At 62.4% G+C, this 12,619-nt stretch carries 7 protein-coding genes and 2 pseudogenes; 8 read left to right on the top strand and 1 reads right to left on the bottom strand.

Annotation, left to right across the window (positions count from 1 at the left end; translation table 11 throughout):
* Positions 1-345 precede the first annotated feature (345 nt).
* From AC0ZZU_RS22350 to AC0ZZU_RS22320, 7 genes and pseudogenes are all read left to right on the top strand, one after another.
* Positions 346-1,497, top strand: coding sequence for a hypothetical protein (locus tag AC0ZZU_RS22350; RefSeq protein WP_476343452.1), 1,152 nt, complete (start codon positions 346-348; stop codon positions 1,495-1,497).
* A 159-nt stretch (positions 1,498-1,656) separates the two neighbouring features.
* A complete protein-coding gene (locus AC0ZZU_RS22345; protein WP_476343448.1) occupies positions 1,657-3,300 on the top strand; it encodes an acetolactate synthase large subunit in 1,644 nt (547 codons plus the stop codon).
* A 246-nt stretch (positions 3,301-3,546) separates the two neighbouring features.
* A pseudogene (locus AC0ZZU_RS22340) lies at positions 3,547-4,379 on the top strand (asparaginase domain-containing protein).
* Between the two features lie 94 nt (positions 4,380-4,473).
* Positions 4,474-5,031, top strand: coding sequence for a UPF0149 family protein (locus AC0ZZU_RS22335; RefSeq protein ID WP_476343451.1), 558 nt, complete (start codon positions 4,474-4,476; stop codon positions 5,029-5,031).
* Between the two features lie 131 nt (positions 5,032-5,162).
* The gene (locus AC0ZZU_RS22330; protein ID WP_476343447.1) at positions 5,163-5,792 is read left to right on the top strand and encodes a glutathione S-transferase family protein; all 630 of its coding nucleotides are present in this window, start codon (positions 5,163-5,165) and stop codon (positions 5,790-5,792) included.
* 25 nt (positions 5,793-5,817) lie between these two features.
* Positions 5,818-6,723, top strand: a pseudogene (locus AC0ZZU_RS22325) (pyridoxamine 5'-phosphate oxidase family protein); the annotation flags it as partial.
* Between the two features lie 36 nt (positions 6,724-6,759).
* Entirely contained in the window at positions 6,760-7,659 is a 900-nt protein-coding gene (locus AC0ZZU_RS22320; protein ID WP_476343446.1) for a LysR family transcriptional regulator, read from the top strand.
* A 62-nt stretch (positions 7,660-7,721) separates the two neighbouring features.
* On the opposite strand, the gene AC0ZZU_RS22315 is transcribed toward AC0ZZU_RS22320, so the two are convergent.
* A complete protein-coding gene (locus AC0ZZU_RS22315; RefSeq protein WP_476343445.1) occupies positions 7,722-10,442 on the bottom strand; it encodes a beta-glucosidase H in 2,721 nt (906 codons plus the stop codon).
* Positions 10,443-10,909: 467 nt separating this feature from the next.
* Between AC0ZZU_RS22315 and gspE the strand changes: the two genes are divergently transcribed.
* A complete protein-coding gene (gene gspE, locus AC0ZZU_RS22310; protein WP_476343444.1) occupies positions 10,910-12,616 on the top strand; it encodes a type II secretion system ATPase GspE in 1,707 nt (568 codons plus the stop codon).
* The last annotated feature ends 3 nt before the right edge of the window (positions 12,617-12,619 follow it).

Raw genomic sequence — 12,619 nt, 5'->3', positions numbered from 1 at the left:
ACTCAGCAGTGAAACGATGCATCGCCGATGGTAGTGTGGGGTTTCCCCATGTGAGAGTAGGTCATCGTCAAGATTCATTTCGCAAAACCCCTATCTGCGCGAGCAGGTAGGGGTTTTGTCTTTTCCGCGCGCCAATGTTGCCGGCTTTTGACTTCTAAAATTCCTACGCCAAACAAGGCGGCCACCGGTCAGTCAGTAACGGATGTTTCCTGCAAATCTATCGGAAGCGCCTGACTGTCCAAGATAGCCAAGTGCCAGCTCTACTGTGTCCTCCAGAAATCGAACGAGGATGCATGCTTGGACAACGACACCGACTCTCTAAGGCACGGCTTTTTCTCCCAGCTCCTGCTGTGCGTGTCCATCTCGATCTTTTCAGTGCTCCTCATCGAAGTGCTCACCGGCCGTGCCCAACAGTGGTTCGATGGCTGGTCCTACTACGCTTACATGCTGCTTAATATCAACGAGCCTTTCGAAAGAATGCGCTGGATCGTCGGCGATATCAGCGAAGTAATGTTCTACAAGCATGAGCTGCCCGCCTTGGGCCTGCTCCTGGGTGCATGGCTGGCCCACTCCGCGCATCGCCAAGGCCGCCGTTGGCAAGGCTTTGCCATTTGTTATGGCAGCGGTCTATGGCCCTGGCTGGTCACCAGCTCGCTGCTCTCGCTGTTGCTCAGCCATGTCCTGTGGGGCTGGACCCTGCGCAGCGGAATCTGGCAGCCCACCTATGTCGCTTTCGTTTCGCTACCCGCCGCGCTTGTACTCGTATTCGGGAGTGGCTGGAGGGTATCCCTCACCGGCGCCGTTCTTGGAGCCGCGTTGGTGACCCCAGCGAGCCTGCTGCTGGTCAATTATCTTTGCTACCCCCTCGGGTTGCCGTTGGTGATCGGTAATCTCGGCGGCATGGCCGTCGCAAGCGCGCTCGGATTCCTCCTCTGCAAGCGCATGCCATGGATGAGGAGAGCGCTGCGGCTTTTCAATCGTGCAAGCGCATGTCGATTGCACGATGAGGCAGCATCCAACTACGGGGTACTCTGGACACTGCGCCGCGTATTGGCTGACTTTAGCGAGGCACTGTTTTTAGGCAATGAGATCGCCAGCCTTGGTTTGCTGTTCGGGGTGCTGGCGGCCTATGCGTTGTCCCCAGCGAGTCCGGCCTATGGCTCCTACCTGCTGCACGAGATCATCATCGGCCAGGCACTGTCTTCGTTGCTTGGGGTAATGCTATGGCGCCAGCAGTGGAAGCGACATGGCTGGTATCCCACATACCTGCCCCTTGTGTCAGTCGTACCCGCTGCCGTGCTGAACCTGGGTGGGCAATGGCAGGTCGTCGCCTTGAGCGCGGGGTTCGGTGCGCTGGTAGCGCCACCCTTGGCGGTGGCCATCAACATGAGACTGCCGCACTCCATGCCGGTCTTTGTTGGTAATGTACTGTCCATGGTGCTCACAACCCTGGTGATCGTGCCTCTGGTCGGGCTTTTGACGGGTTCATCAGCTTGATCCAGGCGAGAGGTTGGAAAAAACGTGACTTGACAGCGCATTGCCTGCGTCAAGGATTTGTTCGCAGGTATTGCTTGCCTCTGGACAGACTGACGTCAGCGCACCGCGCTGAGCATTCCTGGATTCATCACTGCAGTATCACTTGAGGTAGCAAGCAAGATGGCCAAGGCCGCCGATGTCGTTGTGCAATGCCTGGAAAACGAAGGTGTCGAGTATGTGTTCGGCATTCCCGGTGAAGAAAACCTCGACCTGCTCGAGTCCCTGCGCAAGTCGAAGATCAAGCTGGTGCTCACCCGCCACGAACAGTCTGCAGGTTTCATGGCCGCCACCTATGGCCGCCTGACTGGCAAGACCGGCGTCAGCCTGTCGACCCTCGGCCCTGGCGCGACCAACCTGGTCACCGCCAGCGCCTACGCCTATCTCGGCGGTATGCCGATGATGATGATCACCGGCCAGAAGCCGATCAAGAAGTCCAAGCAAGGCCGCTTCCAGATCATTGATGTGTGCGGCATGATGGCGCCCATCACCAAGTACACCCACCAGTTCGCCTCGGCCGACAACATCCCGGCTCGTATGCGAGAAGCGTTCCGCCTGGCTGAAGAAGAAAAGCCGGGCGCTGTGCACCTGGAGCTGCCGGAAGACATCGCCGCCGAGCAGACCGACAGCCTGCCGATCCCGCCAAGCCTGACCCGCCGTCCGCTGGCCGAACACAAGGCCATCGAAGCTGCCGTCGAGAAACTGCGCAACGCGCGCAACCCGATCCTGGTGATCGGTGCCGGTGCCAACCGCAAGATGACCGCCAAGGTCCTCAAGCAGCTGATCGACAAGACCGGCATCCCGTTCATCACTACCCAGATGGGCAAGGGTGTGGTCGACGAGCGCCACCCGCGCTTCCTCGGCAACGCCGCGCTGTCGTCCGGTGACTTCGTTCACCGCGCCGTCGAGGCCGCCGACCTGATCGTCAACATCGGCCACGACGTGATCGAGAAGCCGCCGTTCTTCATGGTCCGTGGCGGCACCGAAGTCATCCATGTGAGCTTCCGTTCAGCGGAAGTGGATGCCGTGTATTTCCCGCAGATCGAAGTGATCGGCGACATTGCCAACACCGTCTGGCAGCTCGGTGAAGCACTGACCGACACTTCGCACTGGGATTTCACCCGGCTGATGGCCATCCGCGAAGCCAACGAAGCCCAGATCGCCGAAGGCGCCGACGATGACCGTTTCCCGGTCTACCCACAGCGCCTGGTTGCCGACATCCGCCGCGCATTGCCTTCCGAAGGCATCGTTGCTCTCGACAATGGCATCTACAAGATCTGGTTCGCCCGTAACTACAAGGCACACAAGCCCAACACCGTGCTGCTCGACAACGCCCTGGCGACCATGGGCGCGGGCCTGCCATCGGCCATGGCCGCGCACCTGGTCTATCCGGACCGCCCGGTGATCTCGGTGTGTGGCGACGGCGGCTTCATGATGAACAGCCAGGAGCTGGAAACCGCCGTGCGCCTGGGCATGCACATCACCGTGGTGATCCTGCGTGACGACGGCTACGGCATGATCCGCTGGAAGCAGGCCAACATGGGCTTCACCGATTTCGGCCTGGACTACGGCAACCCTGACTTCGTCAAGTACGCCGAAGCCTACGGTGCCAACGGCCATCGCGTGGAAAGCGCCGAAGGCTTCCTGCCGTTGCTGGAGCACTGCATCAAGACCCCAGGCGTTCACGTGATCGACTGCCCGGTCGACTACTCCGAGAACGACCGCATCCTCAACAGCGAGCTGCGCGAGCGCGCGCTGGCGGTGTAAGGAAGTCAGCCCCGGCATCAGCCGTCGGGGTTTAAAAATGGGGCCGCATCGCGGCCCCATTTTTTTTGGTCTGGATAAACAGCCCGCTCGACACGCCCTTCAACGGCCTCAGAAATTTCGTCCCCCTCACTCAGATCTGGCTGACTAGTTGCGGTACTAAAAGACTGGCTTAACTGGCGTTCCTTCCAATAACGATAAAAAGGACGCCACCATGCCAACCCTGTCAGCCCCGCCCGGGTCGCCGTCATCCAGTTCGACCCGCAGGTCGGGCTGGAACACCGCGAAGACAATCTCCTCAAGAGCCTGGCCCTCGCCGAAGAAGCGGTGGGGCAGGGCGCGCGGGCGGTGGTGCTGACCCAGGGTACGGACAGCCTTGAGGAGACGGCCTACTTTCTGGAGCTGCTCTGGCCCCTTGAGGCGCCTCTGGTGCTGACCGGGGCGATGCGCTCGGCCAGCCAGCCGGGAGGCGATGGCCTGGCCAACCTGCTGGCGGCGGCGCAAGTGGCGCTAGCGGTCTCCAGCCGTGGGCGGGGTGTGCAGGTGGTGATGAATGACGAGATTCATGCCGCCGCCCGCGTGCGCAAGGTGTACAGCCTGGCGGTCGCTGCCTTCGCCTCACTCGGCTTCGGGCCGCAGGGGCGGGTGGTCGAAGGACGTGCAGTCTACTCAGTGCCTCCCTGCCTCGGGTCGTCCTGCCGCTGCCCCGGCGTACGGCCCATCGGGTAGCCTTGCTCGAAGCCTGCCTGGATGGTGACACGCAGCTGCTGGAGCAGATCGCTGGCCTGGGGTATGAGGGCCTGGTGATTGGCGGGTTCGGTGCCGGCCATGTCCCGGCAAGCTGGGCGCAGCCGCTTGAGACGATCGCCCGCGAGCTGTGCGTGGTCGTGGCGACCCGAACCGGCAGCGGTCCGACCGCCACTCACGGTTATGGCTTCGCTGGCGGCGAGATAGACCTGCTCAGGCGCGGTGTGCGAATGGCCGGGCCGCTCTGTCCGCGCAAGTGCCGGGTGCTGATGTGGCTGCTGTTGGGGTGTGATCTGGTCCGTGACATCGATCGCATCCTGGCGCCCCCGGTCTAGCCCGAGGGCACGGGCGGGTATTTGCCGAGGGCCGTCTTCGACCGCGCGCTTGTGCTAGGGTGCTCGGAGATTTCATCTTATGGATACCCGCCCCATGCTACCCGCGCTCACTGAAAAAGAACTCGATCGCCTCGAAGACCTGCTGATCAAATACGGAAACGACCTCTCCGTGCTCAACATCGCGGAGCTTCATGGCTTTTTCACGGCGCTGGCCAGTTCGGTCCCACGGGTGACGCCGGAGCGTTGGCTTCCGGTGGCCAGCGGCGGCAAGGTCCCGAAGTTCAAGACGCCGTCCGACGAAGAGGCCTATACCGCGCTGATGCTGCGCTTCGCTAGCGACGTAGCCAGCGAGCTTGCCAGTGAGCTCGATAGCTTCGAGCCACTCTTCGAGGAGTCGCTGGACGAAGAGGGCCCGGTGACTGTCATGGAGGAGTGGTGCTTCGGATACATGCGCGGCGTGCAGGTGGCGGGGTGGGGCGAATTGCCTCTCGAGCAGGCCGAGCAACTGAGCGTGATTTCCCTGCATGGCTTCGAGGACAACTTCGAGCTGCTCGACGCCATGACGCCAGAGCAGCTGCAAGATTGCGTGCCGCAGGTCATCGACGCGGCGAAGGCGTTGTACCGTTATCAACACAACTCACATCGCTTCTGAAGCTGCCCGCTCGCGATTATTTCGGCCAGCGAAATTATGGATTGCTGAACACGAGGATTCCCTCCGCTAGCGAACGGATACAGCATGACTTGTCTCATCGCATCCCGTTCGCCAGCCAGGAGCCTCAGTCCATGCCTGACCCTATCAAGCTCTATGACTTTCCCACGTCCGGCCACGCCCACCGCGTAAAGCTGATGCTTTCGCTGCTGAACCTGCCCAGCGAAACGGTGTTGGTCGATCTCGCCAACGGTGCGCACAGGCAGCCTGGCTTTCTGGCCCTCAACTCCTTCGGCCAGGTTCCGGTAATCGATGACAACGGTACGGTCGTCGCCGACTCCAACGCCATACTCGTCTATCTCGCCAAGACCTACGACCAAGGCCGCTGGCTACCCGAGGAGCCCGTCGCTGCCGCGCGGGTGCAGCGCTGGTTGTCGGTGGCGGCGGGGCTGGTCGCCTATGGTCCGGCCGCAGCCCGCCTGGTGACCGTGTTCGGCGCGCCGTTCAACCCAGAAGAGGTCATGGGCCGCGCCCACGGTTTGTTCAAGGTGATGGACAGCGAACTGGCCAAGACCCCGTTTCTGACAGGCTCGATTCCGACCATTGCCGATATCGCCAACTACTCCTACATCGCCCACGCGCCTGAAGGCAATGTCTCGCTGGAGCCGTACCCGCACATCCGCGCCTGGCTGGCGCGCGTCGAGGCGCTGCCCGGCTTCGTGCCCATGGCGCGCACTGCCGCCGGCCTGCAGGCCGCAGTCTGAGCCACTTCGCCCGAGGAGTTGCAGCATGTTCCCAGCTCATCCTGAATCACCGTGGCACGCGGGTGAAAAAAAGCTGCAGGAAGCGGCCGGCGTGTCCCTGCGCATGGACGAAATAGGCGCAAAGATCATCCGCGATCACATGCCGGATCAGCATCGCGCGTTCTACCAGCAATTGCCCTTCGTGATCGCAGGCACGGTCGACGCCCAAGGCAAGCCGTGGGCAACGCTGATCGAGGGCCCGGAGGGATTCATGAGTTCTCCCGAACCCAGGCGCCTGCGGATTGCGGCCACCGCGCACGAGGATGACCCCGCCGCTTCGGGCTTCATCCCCATGGCTGCCATCGGCCTGCTCGGAATTGAACTGCACAGCCGCAGGCGAAATCGCCTCAACGGCACCCTCCGGCACGTTGACGGTTATCTTGACCTGGCCGTAGAGCACGCCTTCGGTAACTGCCCCCGCTATATCCATCGACGCGCGTATACCCGCGTCGACCAGCCGGCAGGTCCCCGTGAGGACGCCACGGCACTGAATGCGCGGGCAGTCACAATGATCGAGCGCGCAGACACCTTTTTCGTCGCAAGCTATATCGAGCAGGCCGGCGGCGGGCGCTCGGTGGACGTGTCACACCGTGGCGGCCCCCCTGGTTTCGTCCGCGTGCAACACAACCGTCTGACCATCCCCGACTATGCGGGCAACCTGCACTTCAACACCTTGGGCAACCTGCTGCTCAACCCGGTGGCCGGACTATTGTTCGTCGACTTCGCGACCGGCGACCTGCTGCAACTGAGCGGGCGAGCGGAGGTGCTGCAGGACAGCTCGCTGACCGCCGCCTTCGAAGGTGCCGAGCGGGTGTGGTCGCTGGAGGTCGAGCACGTGGTGTGGCGTCCCGCGGCTGTGTCGCTGCGCTGGGCTTTCCAGGAATTGGCGCCATAATCCCACCCGAGGCGATGACCGCAGGGGCGGCGCATGGATCAGATCCACCTGATGAAAGTATTTGTGGCGGTGGGCGAGCTGGAAGGTTTCGCCGCCGCTGCCCGCCGTCTGGGCATCTCGCCTGCGGCGGTGACTCGTGCCGTGGGCACGCTGGAAGCGTCGCTGGGTGTCAAGCTGCTGCTGCGCACCACTCGCAGCGTGCGGCTGACCGAGGCGGGGGGGCGCTACCTGCAGGACACGCGGGATATCCTGGCCAGTATTGCAGAGGCCAATGAAGCGGCGGCCGGCGTCAACGCCGCGCCCAAGGGCAACCTGTCGGTGACCGCGCCGCTGCTGTTCGGCAAGGCGTTTGTCATGCCGTGTATCGTTCGTTACCTGCAGGATTATCCCGAGGTCGACGTATCGGCGTACTTTCTGGATCGAGTCGTCAACCTGGTGGAGGAGGGAATGGATGTCGCCGTCCGTATCGGCCCTCTGCCCGACTCTGGTCTCAAGGCCCTGCATGTCGGCCAGGTGCGCCGTTTGCTCTGTGCCTCACCGGGTTATCTGGACAGTCACGGAGTGCCATCGCATCCCGGCGAGTTGGCCCGGCATTCAATGATCGCCGCCAGTGGCGTTTCACCGCGGCTGGACTGGATATTCGAGCACGACGGCGACACGGTTTCCCTGCGCATCAAGCCGCGCTTGACCGTTACCAGCAATGACGCCGCCATCGTGGCCGCCGCTGGCGGCTTCGGCATCGCGCGTTTGCTGTCCTATCAGGTCGCCGAGGAGGTGGCCGCAGGACGCCTGCAGGTCGTCCTAGAGACCTTCGAGGAAGCACCTTGGCCGATCCATGTACTGCACCGCGAAAGCAAGTACGGGTCGGTCAAGGTGCGTACGTTCATTGACCAGTTGGTGGAGCATTTGCGCGCGCACCGGTATCTGAGCTGAAGAACGGCTCCTGACGAGCTGCAGATTTCGGCACCCATGCCAGCGCTCCACCAACGAGGAGATCAATCCTCGTACGCGCCACCTCCTTCACCCTCGTCTGGTGGATCGAACACTTGCTCCAGCAAGGTGCCGGTCGGGTCTGGACGGTCGGTTATCTCGACCGTACGCACCACGTCCGGCGCCAGCGGGTTGCTCGAGGTAACCGGCAGTTCCTGCCGGAACGGGCTGAACACTCTTGCCCTTAGCCGCACATCCTGCGAAGAAGCGCCGACCGACACCGTGAAGACATCGTCGTCGACTACCCAGGCCCGCTCGCGCGGCTGATAGTAGGCGAGCGCCCGCCCATTGAGCTGCACGGTGACGCGGCGTGTTTCGCCGGGCTCGAGCGTGACCTTGTTATAGCCCTTGAGCTCTTTTTCAGGCCGGTCGACCGGCGCATGCCGGGCCCCGACATACACCTGCGAAATCTCCGCCCCGGCGCGCTGGCCGGTATTGGTCACGTTGTACGAAACCCGGATCGGCCTTCCGAATGCAACAGGGGGCGACACGTCGATGTTCGAGTAGGCGAACGTGGTATACGAAAGCCCGTAGCCAAACGGATACAGCGCCTTGTTGGCCTGGCGATCGTAGCCCCGGTAGCCCAGGAACAGGTCGTTGGCGTAGCTCGTCTCGACGATGGTGCCGAAGTTGTCGAACTCGGGGAAGCTTGAGTAGAGCGGGTTGTCCTCCAGATTGCGCTCCAGGCTGATGGGCAGCTTCGCCGAAGGGTTGACGCTGCCGAACAGGATCTCGGCCAGTGCCTGGCCGCCGTTCTGACCCGGATAGAACGCGTGAAGCACGCCGCCTACCTGGTCTACCCAGTCGTTCATCTTCAGGCCCGTACCGCCGTGCATCACCACGATGGTGTTCGGATTGGCCGCCGCAACGCTCTGCACGAGCTGGCCCTGGAACTCGGGCAGCTCCCACATGTGGTCCCAGCCTTCTCCTTCGTACTCGGCGCTGTTGCCCACGGCCACCACTACGGCATCGTAGCCGGCAAGGTCGGCAGGGGCTGCCAGCGATGCCCAGCTCAGCTGCACCCCGGTGAATCCGCCAAACACGCCGATGTAGCCAGGGCGGCGGATGTATTCCAGTGTAACGTCGTAGGTCTGACCGGCCTCCAGGCTGACCTTTACCGACTCGGGGATCGTGGGAGGAATGCTGTTGTCGGGTAACGGATCGCCAGTGCCGTTGTTGAGAACTTCGGCGCCATTGACCGTGAGCCGGAACGCTCCGTCGGCGCGCACCTTGAACACGTGTTCGCCCGTGACGGTCGGCGTGACCTGCCCGCGCCAGCGCGCGGAGGTGTTGGCCGTGTCACCATTGGTGGGAGGAGCGGGATCGGTATTCCAGTCCAGGTTGACGCCAGTCTCGGTTCGGGTGACCGCCGGAGTACCGTTCAGCGTCGGATTGGTGAAGTACTCGGCGACCACACCGTCCACGGAGGTGCCCGTACCGTCGTCATGAGTCCATACGGTGGCGGCGGGGTCCAGAGACAGCCCGTCCAGGAAATCCACCTGCGCGCCCGGGGCCGTTTGGCGCAACCCGCTGAGCTCGCTGATGTAGTAGGAAGGTTCGATGAAGGCACTGCCGAAACCGGTCGGCGGCGCGTACTTGGCAAACATCCCTATGACCGCGATTCGCTGCACCTGGGCGCTGTCGAGCGGCAACAGGCCATTCCTGTTCTTGAGCAGCACGATGCCTTCGCGGGCGACGCTCAGCGCTGCGAGGTTGCTGTTCAGGCTCTGGGTGTCGAAGGTGGTGGGCGGTACATAGGTGTCGAAGCCGAAGAGGTAGATCTGGCGCAGGATCCTGCGCACCTTGTCATCAATGGTCGACTCCTGGAGTTCGCCACTTTCGATGGCCGGCAAGAGGATCGCGGCATTCATCTGGGAGCCGGCCAGCATGTCCAGATCAGTACCCGCTTGCGCAGCAGCGACGCCTTCGACAATAGCGTTGTAATCGGTCTGCACGAAGCCGCGGGAGCGCCAGTCGCGCTTGAGGATCTGGCGGATGAGATGACTGTTCTGGCAGGCATACTCACCGTTGACCTTCTGGAACGCGCACATCAAGAGTGCCACGGTGCCGTTTTTCACCGCGGACTCGAATGGCGGCATGGTGATTTCGCGAAGCACCCGCTCCGGGATGGTTTCATTGAGCGTGAAGCGGTTGGTTTCCTGGTCATTGGCCGCATAGTGCTTTGCGTCCGCCCAGACTCCGCGGGACTGGATACCGTTGATGACGGCCGCCGCCATGCCAGCGCCAAGGTAGGGATCTTCCCCTGAGACATACTCGAAGTTACGCCCGCCGTACGGCATGCGGTACATGTTCATGCCGGGACCGGTGATGTAGTGATAGCCACCGTTCGCGGTGTCATAGCCCAGAGCGCGGCCGAAATCCACCGCGCGCTCGAGGTTGAAGGTAGACGCCAGCGAGGGGCCGCTGGGATAGCCGACGCCCTGGTCATTGCCCTGGTTGGTGTAACGCAGGCCAAGGCCGCCATCCGCGCCGCGGATTTGCGGAATGCCGAATCGGGGGAGCGGCTTGACGTCCCATCCGCCGGTGCCTCCGATGTAGTCGAGTTTCTCGAGCAGTGTCATCTGCGCAACCGTTTGCCGAGCCAGGCGATCGGCCTCGGCATCGGTGCGCATGGCAGCATTGGCAGTCGGTAGAAGCGCTAGAAGTATCGCCGAGGACAACAGCGACAATATCCTGGGGTGAGGAATTGCAGGACCTTGTTTCATGATGTCATTCCGCTGTTAGTCGACCTGACGCAGGGTTCAGATCGTTCGCCAGTAATTGGCACGTGGCAGGGAAGAGCAACTGTGCAGTTGGAATGGCACCCAGGAGAACAAGCTCCGGGTTCCGCATTTATATGCAGGAAACAGGGGGTGCAGCGATCTGCATGTTCGTCCGCGCGTATAATGTCGTATTGATATTGGTGAAGATTTCCTCGAGGGGGAGTTCTGAATAAGACTTCGCTGAAACCGGCAAGTCAATGAATTATGTTTCTTTATGGTTATTTATTCTGGAAAGGAAATTCATAAGATGCATTGCATCTGAGGACCCAGAAAACTGCGTTGCACGAAGCCTGCGCAAGGGGCTACTTTCAATTGATGCTCAACTTGCATTTGCACACCAAGCTAATCGTTGTTCAGCTAACTTGTCTCAGTTATTTAACAATTTATTCAGACTCCGGACTTGTCCCGCCATGACCGAACTGCAAAGTGCAACTCCCGCTGCCGAACAGGTATGTCGGTGGCTGCTGGTCAATGGAGGGCTCAAGCCTGGGGAACTGGAGCGGGCGCGCCGACTGGCGGAGTCTGACCCAGACACTGCCTTGCTCGACCTGCTGACCCGTATGGGCAGCGTTTCCAGCCGGGAGGTGGCGCGCGCCTGGTCGGCGTTGCTGCCCTCGCCGCTGCTGGACATGGACGACATGCCCGCGCTGCTCGACCCACTGCCGCCTCTGGGCGAGCGCTTCCTGCGCCAGTACCAGGTGGTACCGGCCGGCTGGCGCGAAGGCGTGCTGATGCTGGCCCAGGTGAATCCCGCAGACCGCTATCCCGCCAGGGCAGTTGCCTACGCCTGTGAAGTGGGCTTGGACACTCTGGTCGCGGCCCGGGAAGACGTCGAAGCGCTGATTGAACGTTTTTACGGCCAGGGCCGCTCTGCCATTGGCACCCTGATCGAAAACCTCGACGGCCCGGCGCGCGGTTCAGGTGATGATATCGAGCGCCTGAAGGACCAGGCCTCCGAAGCGCCGGTGATCCGGCTGGTCAACTTGCTGATGCAGCGGGCGGTGGACTTGCGTGCCTCGGACATCCACATCGAGCCCTTCGAAAACCAGTTCAAGGTCCGCTACCGCATTGACGGCGTCCTGCAGGAGGGCGAAGCGCCACCGGTCAACTCGGCCGCAGCGGTGATCTCGCGTATCAAGATCATGGCGCACCTGGACATCGCCGAGCGGCGCCTGCCCCAGGACGGCCGGATCATGCTGCGCGTCCAGGGGCGAGAGCTCGACCTGCGGGTCTCGACCGTGCCTACACGTTTTGGCGAGTCGGTGGTGATGCGACTCCTCGACCGTCAGACCGTGGCCTTCGACCTGCCCAGTCTCGGGCTCGACAGCGCACGCCTGCAGCGCCTGCTCGACCTGTTGGCACAGCCCAACGGCATCGTGCTGGTGACCGGGCCCACAGGGTCTGGCAAGACCACCACGCTGTATACCGCACTCACGCAGCTCAACACGCCCGAGCGCAAGATCATCACCGTCGAAGATCCCGTTGAATACCAGATCGAGGGCATCAACCAGATTCAGGTCAAGCCCGCCATCGGCCTGGACTTTGCCACCTCCCTGCGCTCGATCGTGCGTCAGGACCCGGACGTCATCATGATCGGCGAGATGCGCGACCTCGAGACCTGCCGCATCGCCATCCAGTCATCGCTCACCGGCCACCTGGTGCTGTCCACGCTGCACACCAACAGCGCTGCCTCAAGCATCACGCGCCTGCTCGACATGGGCGTTGAAAGCTACCTGATCGCCTCGACCGTGACCGGAATCCTCGCCCAGCGCCTGGTACGCCGGCTGGCGCCGGAACATCGCGAGGCGTTCGCTGCGAGCCCGGCGCTGATCGCCGAGCATGGCCTTGAGCGTTTCACCGACGAGCGCCCGATCCTGCTGTATCGACCCAAGGCCGGATCACCTGCGGGCGGATACAGTGGGCGCAGTGCGATTACCGAGTTGCTGGTGATGAACGATGACTTGCGTGAGTTGCTGATGGCCCACGCCGACGCAGCGACGCTTGAGCGCGCCGCCCGCCAGGGCGGGCTTCGTACGCTCTTCGAGGAAGGCCTGCGCCAGGCACTGGCGGGTATCACCAGCCTCGAGGAAGTCTTGAGGGTCACGCGCAGCGACTGAGGG

The sequence above is a fragment of the Pseudomonas sp. JE3303 genome, assembly GCF_056312565.1.
Note: the sequence above shows the minus strand (reverse complement) of the source record. Positions and strands in the feature narration are given on the sequence as shown.